Source organism: Pseudonocardia sp. (genome assembly GCF_050250275.1).
GTDB lineage: Bacteria > Actinomycetota > Actinomycetes > Mycobacteriales > Pseudonocardiaceae > Pseudonocardia.
In genome coordinates this window covers 125,583-141,024 of sequence record NZ_JBFWOY010000006.1, presented here as the reverse complement: position 1 = coordinate 141,024, position 15,442 = coordinate 125,583, and the positions used below count along the sequence as shown (strand labels likewise).

Annotated in this window: 14 protein-coding genes; 10 read left to right on the top strand and 4 right to left on the bottom strand. The window is 74.4% G+C overall.

Annotation, left to right across the window (positions count from 1 at the left end):
* Positions 1-7 precede the first annotated feature (7 nt).
* Positions 8-256: a DUF3039 domain-containing protein gene (locus AB7F12_RS08340; protein WP_147109866.1), complete on the top strand. Its 249-nt coding sequence runs from the start codon at positions 8-10 to the stop codon at positions 254-256.
* 7 nt (positions 257-263) lie between these two features.
* Here the strand turns inward: AB7F12_RS08340 and AB7F12_RS08335 are convergent, their stop codons facing one another.
* Genes AB7F12_RS08335 through AB7F12_RS08325 form a run of 3 tightly spaced genes read right to left on the bottom strand, consistent with a single transcriptional unit; the run spans position 264 to position 3,669 of the window.
* Positions 264-1,124, bottom strand: a complete 861-nt coding sequence (locus tag AB7F12_RS08335; protein WP_428499530.1) for an alpha/beta fold hydrolase — start codon at positions 1,122-1,124, stop codon at positions 264-266.
* Entirely contained in the window at positions 1,121-2,473 is a 1,353-nt protein-coding gene (locus AB7F12_RS08330) for a hypothetical protein (RefSeq protein ID WP_428499531.1), read from the bottom strand. The genes AB7F12_RS08335 and AB7F12_RS08330 overlap by 4 nt, the downstream gene beginning before the upstream one ends.
* Entirely contained in the window at positions 2,470-3,669 is a 1,200-nt protein-coding gene (locus AB7F12_RS08325; RefSeq protein ID WP_428499532.1) for a YihY/virulence factor BrkB family protein, read from the bottom strand. Before AB7F12_RS08325 ends, AB7F12_RS08330 begins: the two co-directional genes overlap by 4 nt.
* A gap of 155 nt (positions 3,670-3,824) precedes the next feature.
* On the opposite strand from AB7F12_RS08325, the gene AB7F12_RS08320 reads away from it, so the two are divergent.
* On the top strand, positions 3,825-5,558 hold the full coding sequence (locus tag AB7F12_RS08320; RefSeq protein ID WP_428499533.1) for a DEAD/DEAH box helicase: 1,734 nt from the start codon (positions 3,825-3,827) through the stop codon (positions 5,556-5,558).
* Positions 5,555-6,769 (top strand): cysteine desulfurase-like protein, encoded by a 1,215-nt coding sequence (locus AB7F12_RS08315; RefSeq protein WP_428499534.1) that lies wholly within the window; start codon positions 5,555-5,557, stop codon positions 6,767-6,769. Before AB7F12_RS08320 ends, AB7F12_RS08315 begins: the two co-directional genes overlap by 4 nt.
* A gap of 144 nt (positions 6,770-6,913) precedes the next feature.
* On the opposite strand, the gene AB7F12_RS08310 is transcribed toward AB7F12_RS08315, so the two are convergent.
* A complete protein-coding gene (locus tag AB7F12_RS08310) occupies positions 6,914-7,099 on the bottom strand; it encodes a DUF7455 domain-containing protein (protein ID WP_428499535.1) in 186 nt (61 codons plus the stop codon).
* A gap of 371 nt (positions 7,100-7,470) precedes the next feature.
* Here AB7F12_RS08310 and AB7F12_RS08305 point away from each other — a divergent pair, with 371 nt between their 5' ends.
* The 7 genes from AB7F12_RS08305 to AB7F12_RS08275 all read left to right on the top strand — a co-directional run bounded on the left by AB7F12_RS08305 (position 7,471) and on the right by AB7F12_RS08275 (position 15,305).
* Positions 7,471-8,286: an EamA family transporter gene (locus AB7F12_RS08305; RefSeq protein ID WP_428499549.1), complete on the top strand. Its 816-nt coding sequence runs from the start codon at positions 7,471-7,473 to the stop codon at positions 8,284-8,286.
* Between the two features lie 464 nt (positions 8,287-8,750).
* Positions 8,751-9,875 carry a sugar ABC transporter substrate-binding protein gene (locus tag AB7F12_RS08300; protein ID WP_428499536.1) on the top strand — a complete coding sequence of 375 codons (1,125 nt, stop codon included), beginning with the start codon at positions 8,751-8,753 and terminating at the stop codon, positions 9,873-9,875.
* Between the two features lie 95 nt (positions 9,876-9,970).
* The gene (locus AB7F12_RS08295) at positions 9,971-10,750 is read left to right on the top strand and encodes an ATP-binding cassette domain-containing protein (RefSeq protein ID WP_428499537.1); all 780 of its coding nucleotides are present in this window, start codon (positions 9,971-9,973) and stop codon (positions 10,748-10,750) included.
* Entirely contained in the window at positions 10,747-12,249 is a 1,503-nt protein-coding gene (locus AB7F12_RS08290; RefSeq protein ID WP_428499538.1) for a sugar ABC transporter permease, read from the top strand. The genes AB7F12_RS08295 and AB7F12_RS08290 overlap by 4 nt, the downstream gene beginning before the upstream one ends.
* Positions 12,246-13,418, top strand: a complete 1,173-nt coding sequence (locus AB7F12_RS08285) for an ROK family protein (protein WP_428499539.1) — start codon at positions 12,246-12,248, stop codon at positions 13,416-13,418. Before AB7F12_RS08290 ends, AB7F12_RS08285 begins: the two co-directional genes overlap by 4 nt.
* A 119-nt stretch (positions 13,419-13,537) precedes the next feature.
* A complete protein-coding gene (locus AB7F12_RS08280; RefSeq protein ID WP_428499540.1) occupies positions 13,538-13,687 on the top strand; it encodes a hypothetical protein in 150 nt (49 codons plus the stop codon).
* Between the two features lie 367 nt (positions 13,688-14,054).
* Complete coding sequence (locus AB7F12_RS08275) at positions 14,055-15,305, top strand: aspartate kinase (RefSeq protein WP_428499541.1); 1,251 nt, start codon at positions 14,055-14,057, stop codon at positions 15,303-15,305.
* The last annotated feature ends 137 nt before the right edge of the window (positions 15,306-15,442 follow it).

Here is a 15,442-nt window from a genome sequence, read left to right as displayed (position 1 = left end):
GGACGACATGGCCACCCAGACGCTGCCCGAGGTCGACACCCGCCCGGAGGGCACCGACTCCACGGGTAACGACGAGCCGAAGATGTTCCACTACGTGAAGAAGGCCAAGATCGCCGAGAGCGCGGTCATGGGCAACCTCGTGGTGGCGCTGTGCGGTGAGACGTTCCCCGTCACCAAGTCGCCCAAGCCCGGATCCCCGGTGTGCCCGGACTGCAAGAAGATCTTCGAGTCGCTGCCGCCCGGCGGCGACGACTGACCTCGCGTCACCCCGGCGTCCCGGCCTCGTCATCTGCGGGCGAGGCCAGGAACGCGTCGACGACCGGGGCCAGCTCGTGCGGCTCGGTCAGCAGCGCCAGGTGCCCGCCCGGGTGCACGTGCAGCGCCGACCCCGCGATGCCGCGATGCAGAATCCGTGCGTTGACCAGCGGCACGATCGGGTCGTCCTCACCGGCGACGACGAGCGTCGGCACCCGCAGCAGCGGCAGGAACGGCAGGCTCGTCCAGCTCGCCGCCGCGAGCAGCTGGTAGCGGTAGCCGCGATCACCCGGCCCCCCCGAGCGCCCGGCGCCCAGCACCTCGGCGGCCTGCTCGGGGCGGGTCCGCATCGTGCCGCCGTAGATGCGCCCGGCGACCTCCCGCGCATGGTCGGGATCGCGGTACCGGCGGCCCGTGAGCATCCGTGCCAGCACCGACGGCGGACCCGGCACCATCAGCGCGCCCGTCCCCGTCGCGACGAGCACCAGGCGCCGCACCCGGTGCCGCGCCGAGAGCGCCAGCTGCTGCGCGAGCGCGCCGCCCCACGAGAACCCGAGCACGTCGACCCGCCCGTGGCCCAGCCGGGTCAGCAGGTCGTCGACGACCGTCGCGAGACCCGCCAGCGGGTAGGGCAGCACCGGTGCGGGGGAGCCGCCGACCCCCGGCGGGTCGAACCGGATCGTCTCCAGGTCGCCGGGCAGGGCGGCGACGACCGGGTCGAGCAGCCCCAGCTCGGCGCCGATGCCGTTGATCAGCAGCAGCGGTGTGCGCCGCGACCCGGCGCGCGCATGGCGCACCGACACGCGCAGCGTCAACCCGGCGACGGCGACGTCGGCGACGTGCTCGGACCCACCTGTCGGGGCGCTCACCGGGCCGCGACGTACTCGCCGGGCGACGGCGCGAGCGCGCGCATCCCGCGCCCGCCCAGCTCGGCCGGGGCCTCGCAACGGCGGCCGGTCCGGGTGTCGAGCCACTCCGCGAGCACCGCCCACCACGACGCGGGGTCGTCGGTCGTGGGCGCGACGAACCCCGCGGCCGGCGCCTCGACCACCTGCACCGCGCCCTTGCCCGCGAGACCCACCCACGCGGTGGTGTCCGCCGGCGCGGGCCCGGCCGACGCCACTGGCCCGGACGACGCCACGGGCCCGGACGACGCGACGACGAGGGTGTCGCGGTCGACGACGGCGGAGTCGAGTGGTGTCCCGAGGAGCTCCGCAGGCAGCGCGACCGCGCAGGCGGCGGGGCCGGCGGCGGCATCGACCAGCCACTGCCGCAGATCGCGCGGCACCGGCACCTGCGGGGCGGCCCGCGGGTCGAGCCCGACGAGCACCGTGGCCGCCACCCGGCCCTGCAGACCCACCTCGGCCAGGTGGGCCAGCACGGCGGCGGTGAGGACGCCACCGTCACCGATCCCCACCAGCACCGTCGACCCGGCACGGGAGATGCGCTCGACGGCGTCGAGGGCGTCGAGCAACGCCTGCCCCCGGGCGTCGGCGCCGCACGTCGCGGGGTGCCAGCTCACGAGCAGCACCTGCGCGCCGGCCCGGACCAGGTGCTCGACGAGGCTGCGGCCCGGCGACAGGTCGGCGAGGTAGCCGGGCAGCCCCGGTGCGGGCACGACGAGCACGGGCAGCTCGCGGACCTCGCGGGTCTGCGGCAGGTAGTGGACCAGCTCGAACGCGTCGGTCCGCAGGACGACGGCGCCGGGGGAGGCGGCCACCTCCTCCCCGAGCGTGAGCCGCCGGGCCGCCCCGGCGGGCGGGGCGGCGGTGGGCAGGGGGAACTCGACGTCCCCCGGTGCCGCGGGCCCGGCCGTCGGGCGGCGGGCCGCGAGCGCCCGCAGCAGCGGGTTGTTGCTGGGGGCGACGACGTCGGCGACCGACTCGACGACCGCGCGCAGCAGTTGCTCGTCGGCGGGGTCGAGGCCGGCGTCGTCGAGCACCGCGGTGGCGGCGCCGGTCGTCGCCAGATGGGTCTGGACGGCGCGGCGCAACACCGGGTCGGCCGACCATCCGGGGTCGGCGAACCGGTGGTCACCGGGGTCGGGGCAGAGCGTGGAGTGGCCGAGGCCGATCCGGGTGAGCTCACCGGCGAGGGCGACGGTGTGGCGGGCGAGGTCGGCGGGGCGGGCCAGCAACGCCGAGGCCAGCCGCGTCCCGGCGGCCGCCAGTGTCGGGGTCGCGGGATCGTCCCGGCCGACCCGCGGCTCGCTGCTCACATGATCTCCTGAGGTGCTCGGTCACCGCCCGCCGTCGCGGCCAGCCGGTCTGATCGTCCCCCGCCAGCATGGTCGGGCGGCTCCGGGGCGGGCAACTCGCCAGACCCGACGTCACGAGACGGCGCCTGGGTGGGGGCGGGCGGCGACAGCCGGACCGCCGCGACGGCCCGCGCCCCGGCGTCCCGGGCCGCTGCCGTCCCCGCCGCCGCGGCCCGCACCGCCCGCCGGCCCGCCGCCGCGCGCATCGCCCGCAGGCGCCGCAGCCTGCGCTGGCGCCGGGTCGGACGGGCGGGCCACGTCTCCTCGACCGCGTTGTTGAGCTGCGCCCCGAGCACGATCGCGAAGCCGAGCAGGAACCCGAACAGCAGGAACGCGATGGGCGTGGCCAGAGCGCCGTAGGTGTAACCGGTCGCCGTGAGCAGCGTGAGGTAGACGCGCAGGCCCGTCGTGGACACCACGAACACGACCATCGCCAGCAGCGCGCCGGGCAGCAGCCGCCGCCACGGCGGGCTGTGCGGCAGCGCCACCTTGTACAGCGTCGTCAGGCCCAGGACCAGGCCGATCCCCACGGCCGGGTAGTAGAACGCGTCGACGGCCGAGGTGACCGCGGGCTGCCAGGCCGCGGGGAACACGCGCGGCAGCAGGTCGGGGCCGAGGGCGACGACGGGCAGCGCGAGCACCGCCGCCACCAGCGCCACCAGGTACATGCCGAGGGCGACGAGCCGCTGCCACACCGGGTTGCGGACCTCGTACTGGCCGTGGGCCTCGGTGACCGAGTCGACGATCGAGGCCACCGCCGACGACCCCGCCCACAGGGCGATGAGGAACCCGAGGGAGACGACGTCGGCGCGGCCACGGGTGAGGATGGCCTCGACCGTCGGCGCGATGATCTGGTCGACCACCTCGGGGGTGAACACCGTCCGGGAGAAGCCGACGATCGCGGCCTCGACGCTGTCGACCGTCCGCGGCCCGAACCAGTCGCCGACGTAGCCCAGCGAACCCAGCAGCGCCAGCAGCAGCGGCGGCAGCGACAGCGCCTGCCAGAACGCGGCCTGCGCCGACATGGAGAAGATGCCGTCGTCCCACGCCTTCACCAGCGTCCGGCCCGCCACGCGGCGCACGAGCCGCCGTCGCCGGGGTGCGTCGGCTGCGGGTGGGCCGGCGGGGGAGTCGCCGGGCCGGTCGTCGGACGTCATCGCCGCTCAGCATGGCCCGCGGGCCCCGGACGGCGGGTCACGACGCGCCGCCGAATCTGCGCGGGCTACCCTCGTCGTGGTCCGCGAGCGCGGGGGCCCCGACCCCGTCCGATCCCCGACGCCGACCCGGAATGACCGTCCGACCAGGGAGTTGTGTGTCGCAGGCAGTTGAACGCAGCCCCGGGATCCCCCTCGAGCAGCGTCCCCTGCGGGCCTGGCAGCGCAGCGCGCTCGCCCGCTACCTCGCCGGATCGCCGCAGGACTTCCTCGCGGTCGCGACGCCCGGCGCGGGCAAGACGACGTTCGCCCTGCGGGTGGCCGCGGAGCTGCTGCGCGACCGCAGGATCGACCGGATCACCGTCGTCACCCCGACCGAGCACCTGAAGTACCAGTGGGCGGAGTCCGCGGCGCAGTCCGGCATCCCGCTCGACCCGGACTTCCGCAACTCGACCGGCGGCACCTCGTCGGACTACACGGGCATCGCGGTCACCTACGCCGGCGTGTCGGCCCACCCGATGCTGCACCGGGCCCGCACCGAGACCCGCCGGACGCTGGTGATCCTCGACGAGATCCACCACGCGGGCGACGCGAAGTCGTGGGGCGACGCGGTCAAGGAGGCGTTCGACCCGGCGGCACGCAGGCTCACCCTCACCGGGACGCCGTTCCGGTCCGACGACAACCCGATCCCGTTCGTCGACTACCTGCCCGACGCCGAGGGCGCGCTGCGCAGCCGGGCCGACCACTCCTACGGCTACGCGGAGGCGCTGGCCGACGGCGTCGTCCGGCCCGTGGTGTTCCTGGCCTACTCGGGCACGTCGAGCTGGCGGACCAGCGCGGGCGAGGAGATGACCGCGCGGCTCGGTGAGCCGATGACGGCCGAGCACACCGCGCGGGCGTGGCGGACGGCGCTCGACCCGGGTGGCGAGTGGATCCCGGCGGTGCTCGCGGCGGCCGACAAGCGGCTGACCGGGCACCGGGCGGGCGGCATGCCCGACGCGGGCGGCCTCGTCATCGCGTCGGACCAGACGGCGGCGCGCGCCTACGCCGCGATCCTGGAGAAGATCACCGGGACCGCGCCCGCGGTGGTGCTGTCCGACGAGAAGGGCTCGTCGAAGCGCATCGCCGACTTCTCGGCGTCGGACGCGCGCTGGATGGTCGCGGTCCGCATGGTGTCCGAGGGTGTCGACGTGCCGCGGCTCGCGGTCGGCGTCTACGCCACCAGCGCGTCGACCCCGCTGTACTTCGCCCAGGCCATCGGCCGGTTCGTGCGGTCGCGGCGGCAGGGCGAGACGGCGTCGGTGTTCGTGCCCAGCGTCCCGGTGCTGCTCGGGCTGGCCAGCGAGCTGGAGGCCCAGCGCGACCACGTCCTGGGCAAGCCGCACCGGGCCGCGGAGACGTGGAACGACGAGGAGCTCGCGGCGGCCCAGCGCGTCGAGGACGAGCCGGGTGAGGAGGAGAAGGCCTTCACCGCGCTGCACGCCGACGCGGAGCTCGACCAGCTGATCTACGAGGGCACGTCGTTCAGCGCGGACGAGGAGGACTACCTGGGCCTGCCCGGGCTGCTCGACCCCGACCAGGTGCGCACCCTGCTCAGCCAGCGCCAGCAGGACTGGGTGCAGCGGGGGAAGAGCCGGTCGGGCGCGCAGGCCCGCGCCACGCCCGCGCCGCCCGAGCCCCCGGCCGAACGCCCGCAGGTGTCGGTGCGCGAGCAGCTCAACGGGCTGCGCAAGGAGCTCAACACGCTCGTGGCGATGTACCACCACCGCACGAACAAGCCGCACGGCGCGATCCACAACGAGCTGCGGCGTGCCTGCGGGGGCCCGGTCACCGCGATGGCGACGATCGAACAGCTGGAGGAGCGCATCGCGACGCTGCGCTCCTGGCGGTGACCGCCGGCGTGACGGGCTTCGACGTGGGGCGGGTCCGCGGGCAGTACCCGGCGTTGGCCGACGGGCGGGCCTGGCTCGACGGCGCCGCCGGGACGCAGGTCCCGGAGCAGGTGGTCGAGGCCGTCGCGGCGGCGATGCGGGGCGGGCTGGCCAACCAGGGCGGGGTGTTCCCCGCCGCCCGGCGGGCCGACGCGCTCGTCGGCGCGGCCCGGCGCGCGTTCGCCGCGTTCACCGGTGCCCCCGACCCGGCCGGGGTCGTCCTCGGCCCGACGTCGTCGGCGTTGTTGGTGCGGCTGGCCGCGGCGCTGGAGCCGACCTGGGGGCCCGGCGACGAGGTCGTCGTGACCGAGGCCGACCACGAGGCGAACGTCGCGCCGTGGACACAGGCCGCGGCCCGCGCCGGTGCGGTGGTGCGCACGGCGCGCCTCGGGCCCGGCGGTGGGCTGCCCGCCGGGGCGGTCACGTCGTTGATCGGTCCGCGTACCCGGTTGGTGGCCGTCACCGCGGCGTCGAACCTGACCGGGGCGCGGGTCGACGTCGCCGCGGTCGCCGCGGCGGCCCGGGAGGTCGGGGCGAGGAGCGTCGTCGACGGGGTGCACCATGCCGCGTACTCGCCGGTGGACGTCCGCGCCCTCGGCGCCGACCTCTACGCGACGAGCGCGCACAAGTGGGCGGGCCCACACGTCGCCGCGCTGGTCGCGGCCGACCCGGCGGTCCTGGAGACGATCGACCCGCCGCGCCCGGCGGGGGCCCCGACGTCGGGCCCCGAACGGTTCGAGCAGGGCACCAACCCGTTCGCGGCGATGGCCGGGGTGGCCGCGGCGGTGGAGCACTGGGCCGCGATGACCGACGACGGCGACACGCGCGCCGCGCAGCGGGCCGCGGCTGCGCACACGGCAGCGCTCGGCGACCGGCTGTGGACGGCGCTGGGGCAGATGGCGCACGTCCGGCGCTACGGCCCCGACGGGCCGGCCGCCGTGCGGACCCCGATCGCGGCGTTCCGCGTCGCGGGACGGACACCGGCCGAGGTCGTCGCCGCGCTGGACGCCGCCGGGGTCAACGCCTGGGCGGGCTGGGCGTATGCCTGGGGTGCGGCCGGGGCGCTGGGGGTACGCGAGGACGGCGGGCTCGTACGGCTGAGCCCGAACCACTACTCCCGCGCGTGGGAGGTCGACAGGGCGCTCGACGTGCTGGGCACGCTCACGCCCTGACCCTGCCGTCGCGACCCTGCCGTCGCGACCCTGCGGGTGGGCCGTGCGGCCACGACCCGGCCCCGGGTACGACGCAGGGCGGGAACCGGGGTGGTTCCCGCCCTGCGTTGGACGACTGGGTGACCGGCTACGACCGCCGGTGTGTCAACTGCCTGACTGGACGTCCGCGTCGAGCTCGCGCAGCTTGTCCGCGTGGGCTCGGGCGTGGTGCCCGCAGAAGAGGAGCTCTCCACCGGTGGGAAGTACCGCGCGAACCTTGGCTGCCGCTCCGCAACGGTCGCAACGGTCGGCGGCGGTCAACTCGGGTCGGGTAAGGGTTCCGGGCTGCATGGCGGTCTCCCTCCGTCTGACACCGGAACATCCGGTGCCCTGTGCACTGGACGTCCACTTGCGCGGCACGCCCACTCTTGCAGACGTACAGAACCCCTGTACGTGTTCCCGACCCGGGGGCGACGACCGTCACGTTCGACCACTCGGGGCCGGTGAGACGTCGTTCCGGTGTACGCCGGAGAACCTCTGCGCATTCAGTTGACGACGAGTGAATGATGCGGTGCCGCTGGTGGCCTCGCAAGGCCGGGTGCGTTAACTCTCGTCGGGTCATGACTACTCTGCGCAGTCATGGTGAACGGGCTCCCGGCGTGACCCGGACGGGCCTGCGCCGGGTCCCGGCGCCTGCCCTGTTCGTCGTCGGCGGCGCCTCGATGTATGTCGGGGCGGCCGTCGCCGTCGGCCTGTTCGTTGATCTCTCGCCGGCGGTGGTCGCCGCGTTACGGATCATGGCGGCGGCGCTCGTACTGCTGGCGTGGCGGCGGCCGGGGCGGGCGGCGTGGCGGGGCCGCCGGGTGGTGTGGGCGGGGGTGTTCGGGCTCGCGACGGCGGGCATGAACGTCGCGTTCTACGAGGCGGTCGCGCGGTTGCCGCTGGGCACCGCGGTGGCGGTGGAGTTCTGTGGCCCGGTGGCGGTCGCGGCGCTGGCGTCGCGGCGGCCCCGGGACGTGGCGGCGGTCGTGCTGGCGGCGGCCGGGGTGGCCTGCATCGCCGATGTGCGCTGGTCAGGAAGTCCGGCCGGGGTGGCGTGGGGGCTCGCGGCGGCGGCGTTGTGGGCGGCGTACATCGTCGTGGGCAAGCGTGTGGCGCTCGCCGGGAACGGCCTCGACGACATGGCGGTGGGCTTCACGATCGCGTCGGTGCCCCTCGTCGGGGTGCTCGTCGCCGACCGTGGGGGTCTGGGCGCGCTGTCCTCGCCGACGGTTCTGGCCCTCGCCGTGGGGGTCGGTGTGTTGTCGAGCGTGGTGCCGTATGCGCTCGATCAGGTGGTGCTGCGCAGGCTGGGTCGGGCCCGGTTCGCGGTGTTGCTCGCGCTCCTGCCGGTGACGGCGACGGTGATCGGTCTGGTGTTCCTCGGGCAGGTTCCGGGAGCCGTGGAGGGGGTGGGGATCGTGGCGGTGGTGGCGGCGGTGGCGCTGCGCTCGCGGGACGACGACGAGCCTGCGCCGGGGTCGGTGACACCGTCCTGAGCGGCACGCTTCGTGACTCAGAGTGATAGCTCAACGTGTGACGTCGCGTGACTCCCAGTCGCGCGAACGGGTGATATCCGGATCACAGGACGCCTGATTTCGCCCGGATTGCCCTATTGGATCGGCATGTTGTGAGAAATCGGGGCCGGCGCGGCGGCACGAACGGCTCAGGGGGGCGCCGCGCCGCGGGCCGGTCGCCGAACGGCGCGGGGCCGGCCCGGAACCACACTGTCGGCTCCGATCCGTTCGGGCGTGTCGCGCTACTGCGCCGATCGGTGGCCTGGCTCACGGTGTTCGGCTGACGCCGACAACAAATTCGCCGCTGCGTGACCCAAATGTGATGTTCGCAAGGGGCCTTAACCGATCCAGTGTGCTTCCGGTCACCCCGGTACGGGTCATACGTTGTCGCTCGCAACATTCGGGCGCCGCCGCGGCGGTTCCACGACGACGTGGGAAGGACATCGATGCGCATACGGAGAACGGCCCTTGCCGTCGTCAGTGCGGGCCTGGCGTTCGCGTTGGCGGCATGTGGCCAGAACGCCGCACCCTCGACCGGCGGCAGCACCGGGGGCAGCACCGCTCCCGCCGCAGGCGGGGTGAAGGTCGGCGTGATCCTGCCGGAGACCGACTCGTCGGCCCGGTGGGAGGGCTTCGACAAGCCGATGATCGAGAAGGCCATGCGGGCCCAGGGGCTCGACCCCGACATCCAGAACGCCCAGGGTGACGAGCAGAAGTTCTCCACCCTCGCCGACGGGATGATCTCCAGCGGGGTGAAGGTCCTGGTCATCGCCTCGATCTCGTCCGACGGCGGGAGCGCCGTCGCCGCCAAGGCCAAGGCCCAGGGCATCCCCGTCATCGACTACGACCGGCTCAACCTCGGCGGCACCAGCGACTACTACGTCTCCTTCGACAACGTGAAGGTCGGCGCGCTGCAGGGCCAGGGCCTCGCGCAGGCACTGCAGGGCAAGCAGGGCGCACAGGTGATCGAGATCGAGGGCGCGCCCACCGACAACAACGCCACGCTGTTCTACAACGGCCAGCAGACCGTGCTCAAGCCGCTGTACGACTCGGGCGCCCTCAAGCTCGTGCAGAAGCAGGCCATCGACAAGTGGGACAACCAGGTCGGCGGCACCACGTTCGAACAGATCCTGACCGCCAACGGCGGCCAGGTCGACGGCGTCGTCGCCGCCAACGACGGCCTCGCCGGCGCGATCATCACCGTCCTCACCAAGAACGGCCTCAACGGCAAGGTCCCGGTCACCGGCCAGGACGCCACCGCCGACGGTCTGCAGGCCATTCTCCGCGGCGACCAGTACATGACCGTCTTCAAGCCCATCCAGGAGGAGGCCGACGCCACCGCGAAACTCGCCGCGGCGCTGGCCAAGGGTGACACGGCCGCGGCGGACGCCGTCGCGACGCAGACCACGGACGACCCCAAGGGCAACCGCCAGGTCAAGTCCGTCCTGCTCACCCCGCAGCTGATCACCAAGGACAACGTCAAGGTCGTCACCGACGCCGGCTACGTGAAGGCGAGCGAGATCTGCGTCGCGCAGACGCAGGCCGCCTGCACCGAGCTCGGGATCAAGTGACCCCCTGACCCCGTCCGGCCGAGCACGCGGCGCCGGCGTCGAGACCCGACGCCGGCGCCGCGTCCCGGCCCCCGACCGTGAGAGAGGAGCGCGAGTTGTCCGAACCGATCCTGCAGCTGCGGGCGGTCTCCAAGAGCTTCGGCGCCGTGCGTGTGCTGCACGACGTCGACCTCACCGTGCGGGCCGGTGAAGTCACCGCGCTCGTCGGCGACAACGGCGCCGGCAAGTCGACGCTGGTCAAATGCGTCGCCGGCATCCACCCCATCGACGGCGGCGAGATCCTGTTCAACGGGGAGCCCGTCGCGATCCACGCCCCCGCCGACGCCTCCGCGCTCGGCATCGAGGTCGTCTACCAGGACCTCGCACTCGCCGACAACCTCGACATCGTCCAGAACATGTTCCTCGGCCGTGAGCGCGGCAAGCCCTGGCTGCTCGACGAGTCCGACATGGAACAGGCCGCCCGCCGCACGCTGGCGTCGCTGTCGGTGCGCACCGTCACCTCGGTCCGGATGCCCGTCGCGTCGCTGTCGGGTGGACAGCGCCAGACCGTCGCCATCGCGAAGGCCGTCCTGTGGGACTCGAAGGTCGTGCTGCTCGACGAGCCGACCGCGGCCCTGGGCGTGGCCCAGACCCGGCAGGTCCTCGACCTGGTCCGCCGCCTCGCCGAGCAGGGCCTCGGCGTCGTGCTCATCAGCCACAACATGGCCGACGTCTTCGAGGTCGCCGACCGCATCGCGACCCTCTACCTCGGTCGCATGGTCGCCCAGGTGCCCACCAAGGACGTCACCCACGGCCAGGTCGTCGAACTCATCACCGCGGGCAGGTCCGGGGACCTCGGCCTCGCCCGCCCGGAGGCTGCGGGGGTGACCCAGTGACCGACGACGCCGACCACGGGCCGGACCTGACCAAGGACGGGCGCACCGACGTCGCGACCGCCGCCTCGCCCGACCACGCGCCCGGCGCGGCGGAGCGGGCCGCGCCCGGCGGCCGCCAGGGCGACTTCGGCATCGACACCACCGCCCGCACCACCGGACAGGCCCTGCGCGACTACGTCGTGCGGCTGCGCTCCGGCGAGCTCGGGTCGCTGCCGGCCCTGCTGGGCCTGCTGGCCCTGTTCATCCTGTTCACCGCCCTGGACCGGGGCGGGGTCTTCCCGAGCCTGCTCAACCTCGCGAACCTGCTCCAGCAGGGTGCCGGGCGCACCATCATCGCGATGGGCCTGGTGTTCGTGCTGCTCACCGGCGAGATCGACCTCGCCGCCGGCACGGCCTCCGGGCTCGCGGCCTCGCTCATGGCGCTGCACCTGGTCTCGGGCGGCAACATGCTCGGCGCGATGGGCACCACCGTCTTCATCCTGTTCGTCGTCGTGATGCTGGTCGCCGCCGCACTGGCCGCGTACCTGCGGATCTGGTGGGCGGTCGTCCTGAGCCTCGTGGCAGCCCTGCTGCTCGTGGTCGGCTTCCCACAGAACGCCTGGCTGGAGATGCTGCTCGCGATCTGCACGGGCGTCGTCATCGGCACCCTGACCGGGTTCCTCGTCGCGAAGGTGGGGATGCCCTCGTTCGTCGTCACGCTGGCGCTGTTCATCACCTGGCAGGGCGTCATCCTGCAGCTGATCGGCGACGGCGGCACGCTCGGCCTGCGCGACCCCGTCATCAACGCCGTCGCCAACGGCAACCTCTCCACCCTCGGCAGCTGGATCCTGTTCGTCGTCGGCGCGGGCGGTTACGCCGCAGTCCTGCTCAACCGGCAACGCACCCGGCTGGCCAAGGGCCTCGTCGCCCAGCCGACCGGGCTGGTGCTGCTCAAGATCGGCGCCGTCGTCGTCCTCGGTGCCGTCGCGACATACCTGTTGACTCGCAACCGATCGGCCGGTCTGACCGAGATATCCGGTGTGCCCTATGTTGTCCCGGTGGTCCTCGTGCTGCTCATCGCCGGGACCTACGTGCTCGACCGGACCCGCTTCGGCCGCCACGTCTACGCCGTCGGCGGCAACCGCGAAGCGGCCCGCCGGGCCGGCATCGACGTCGTCCGGATCCGCGCGAGCGTCTTCGTCATCGCCGCCGCGTTCGCCGCGATCGGGGCGATCGTCTACTCGTCCAAGGTCGGGTCGGTCTCGCCCGCGGCCGGTGGCGGCAACACCCTGCTGTTCGCCGTCGGTGCCGCCGTCATCGGTGGCACGTCACTGTTCGGTGGCCGCGGCCGGGTCAGCAACGCCGTCATCGGTGGTGCCGTCCTCGCGACCGTCGAGAACGGCCTGGGCCTGCTCAAGCAGCCCGCGGCCGTGGTCTTCGTGATCACCGGTCTCGTGCTGCTGGTCGCGGCGGGTGTCGACGTGCTGTCCCGGCGTCGATCGGCCTCAGCCGGCCTGTGACCGCTCCGACGTCCGGGACCCGGCCCGACGACGCACGCAGGCACAACCGCTCGGCCCTGCTGCGCCGGCTCCACGTCGACGGGCCCTGCACCCGGGCGACCCTGGCCACCGAGCTGGGGCTCAACCGCAGCACGATCAAGGCGGTGGTCGACGGCCTCGCCGAGGCCGGCGTCGTCACCGAGGCCGTCCCGTCCCAACGCACCGGGGCGGGACGGCCCTCCCTGATGGTCCTGCCGCAGCCGCAGTCCGCGGTGGTGCTGGCCGTCGACATCCGCGTCGACCAGGTCGCCATGGCCATGGTCGGTATCGGCGGCCAGATCCTCGGCAGGCACAGCTGGAACCTGCACCGCACCACCCGGCTCCCCGGCGAGGTCATCACCCACGTCGTCGAGTCCGCGCAGCTGCTGCGCGACGAGCTCGCCGTCGTCGTGTCGGCGGCCGGGGTGTCGGTGCCCGGGGTCGTCCGGCGCGTCGACGGGTTCGTCCACGAGGCCCCCAACCTCGGCTGGCGCGACGTGGCGCTCGGTCGCCGGCTGGCCTCGGTGCTGCAGCTGCCCACGCTCGTCGGCAACGACGCCGAGCTCGGCGCGCTCGCCGAACACGTCCGCGGCGTCGCGCGCGAGTCCAGCGACCTCGTCTACCTCTCCGCCGACGTCGGCCTCGGCGGTGGCGTCATCGCCGGGGGGCGCCCCCTGCGCGGAACCGGCGGCTACGTCGGCGAGATCGGGCACATTCAGGTCCGCCCCGGCGGCCGCGCCTGTTTCTGCGGCGCCCAGGGCTGCTGGGAGACCGAGGTCGGCGAGCCCGCGCTGTGCCGGGCCCTCGGGCTGCCCGAGGACACCCCGCGCGGCGCGCTCGTCGCCGAGCTGCGCGCGCTCGCCGCCGCGCCCGACCAGATCGAGGCCACCCTCGGCGAGTTCACCGAGTGGCTCGCCACCGGCCTCGTCACGCTGGTCAACATGCTGGCCCCCGAGCTCGTCGTCCTCGGCGACCTGCTCACCGCGCTGCCGCCCCGCGTCGTCGACCGGGCCCGCGCGATCGTCCACGAGCGCAGCCTCGTGAGCCGCGCCGTCGGCGGTACCCGGATCACCCTCTCGCCGCTGGGCCGCGACGCGCGCCTCGTCGGCGCCGCCGAGCTGGCGTTCGAGCAGATCCTCGAGTCGATCTGATCCCGGGGGTCCACCCCGGCCGCTGTGGGGAGCACCCCCTCGTCGCTGCGCGCCCGCTGGGGGAACCTGCCGACACCCGGGCCGCCGCATGCGCCCGGGCCGACCCGGGGGAGACCACGATGGACCCGACCGCAGAGCTGCCCGACCGTGCCCGCAACTGGGAGAACGTGTGGGACGACGCCGTGCGTGCCGACCTGCTGCCCCACGGCGCCGAGCTGCGCCGCCTCGACTCCTGCGGCCCGACCCGCCCCGACCCCTGGGTCCTCTGAGCGGCGGGCCTCCCGCGCGACGGCGCCACGCCGCTCGGTGCCGGGGCCGGGGCCGGGCGGATTTTGCACGAATGGCCCTTTCCCGCAACTGAATGGCAGCAACGGCCCGTTCGTGCACTCCGAGGGGCGCGTGCGGCGGGCGTCGCGACCGGTTCGGGGCCGAGTCGGGCGTGCCCACGTTCCTGCACCCGGGGGCAGCGCGCCGAATCGGACGAACGCGGCGGATCGCGGCGGCGGGATGGCCCTACCCGAGGTCGGGGGGAGCGCACCCGGCTCCCGGGGGAGCCCACCATCGCCGCGGACCGGGCGCCGGCCGCAGGCTCGATCCCAGTCCCGGACCGACCGGGCGGGGGACCGAGGAGAAGTCATGGCAGGGCGCAGGAGCGGGGAGTCGACACCGCGGTCCATCAGCGGGCCGCAGGCGCCGCTGGTCTGGAAGTTCGGCGGCACGTCCGTCGGCGACCAGGAGCGGGTGCTCGCGGTCGCCGAACGGATGGTGGCCGCCCAGCGCGGCGGGCGCGGCGTCGTCGCGGTGCTCTCGGCGATGGGGAAGTCGACCGACGCACTGGTCGCCCAGGCCGCGGCGATCTCACCGAACCCGCCGCTGCGCGAGCTCGACGCCCTCCTCGCGGTCGGTGAGCAGATCTCCTGCGCCCTGACCGCGATGGCGATCGCGTCCCTCGGCGGCCACGCCGTCTCGCTGACCGGCGGCCAGGCGGGCATCCGCACCGACGCCACCCACGGCAGCGCCCGCATGCTCGGCATCGACCCGGCCCGCATCCGCAAGGCCCTCGACGACGGCGCGATCGTGCTGGTCACGGGCTTCCAGGGCGAGTCCTGCGACGGGGACACGACGACGCTGGGCCGAGGTGGGTCCGACGCCTCCGCCGTCGCGGTCGCCGCCGCGCTCGGGGCGCGGGAGTGCGAGATCTTCACCGACGTCCCGGCCGTCCACACCGCCGACCCGCGGGTCGTGCCCGACGCCCGCCGGCTCCCGACGATCAGCCCGCAGGAGATGCTCGAGCTCGCCGAGGCGGGCGCGGGGGTGCTGCAGCCGCGGTCGGTGGAGCTGGCGATGGCGCACGGTGTCGACATCCACCTGCGGTCGAGCTTCGGGACCGAGGAGGGCACCTGGATCCGTGGCGGGGCGGGCGACTTCGAGGTCGCCGGCACCGCGGCGGTGGCCGGGGTGGCGCACCGCCGCGACGAGCACCTGTACTCCGTCGACGCCCCGCTGACGTCGGTCGCCGCCGCGCTGGCCGGCCGCGGCCTCGCGCTCGGCACGGTCGTCCCCGGCGCAGCCACGGCAGTCACCGTGCCCGGTGCCGACCCGGCCGCGGTCGCCGCCGCGCTCGACGCCGCCGGCATCACGCTGCTCGGCCGGGAGGACCTGGGGTCGGTCGGTGTCGTGAGCCTCGGCCTGGCCCGCGCACCGGAGGTCCTGGCCTCGACGCTCGACGTGCTCGCCGCCGCCGGGATCACGCCGCGTCTGGTCACGACGACCCCGTCGCGGGTGGGTGTGCTCGTCGCCGCCGACCGGGTCGACGACGCCGTCCGCGCCCTGCACGCCGCGCTCGTCGGCGGCGAGTCCGCCGGGGCGGGCCGCACCGCCGCCTGAAAGCCCAGGTCGTTCCCTGTGAGTGGCAATGGTCGCGACAACGACCTTGCCACTCACAGGTGTGTGCGGGGGAGAACCCCACGCCTGCTCGGGGGGCGGCCCCGTGGGCTCGGGGGAGCACACCATCGAATCGGACA

What these genes read in the sequence shown, in the direction of transcription:
- AB7F12_RS08340 (WP_147109866.1), top strand. Translation starts at nt 8, where the DNA reads ATGGCCACCCAGACGCTGCCCGAGGTCGACACCCGCCCGGAGGGCACC.
- AB7F12_RS08325 (WP_428499532.1), bottom strand. Translation starts at nt 3,669, where the DNA reads ATGACGTCCGACGACCGGCCCGGCGACTCCCCCGCCGGCCCACCCGCA.
- AB7F12_RS08310 (WP_428499535.1), bottom strand. Translation starts at nt 7,099, where the DNA reads ATGCAGCCCGGAACCCTTACCCGACCCGAGTTGACCGCCGCCGACCGT.
- AB7F12_RS08305 (WP_428499549.1), top strand. Translation starts at nt 7,471, where the DNA reads ATGTATGTCGGGGCGGCCGTCGCCGTCGGCCTGTTCGTTGATCTCTCG.
- AB7F12_RS08300 (WP_428499536.1), top strand. Translation starts at nt 8,751, where the DNA reads ATGCGCATACGGAGAACGGCCCTTGCCGTCGTCAGTGCGGGCCTGGCG.
- AB7F12_RS08280 (WP_428499540.1), top strand. Translation starts at nt 13,538, where the DNA reads ATGGACCCGACCGCAGAGCTGCCCGACCGTGCCCGCAACTGGGAGAAC.
- AB7F12_RS08275 (WP_428499541.1), top strand. Translation starts at nt 14,055, where the DNA reads ATGGCAGGGCGCAGGAGCGGGGAGTCGACACCGCGGTCCATCAGCGGG.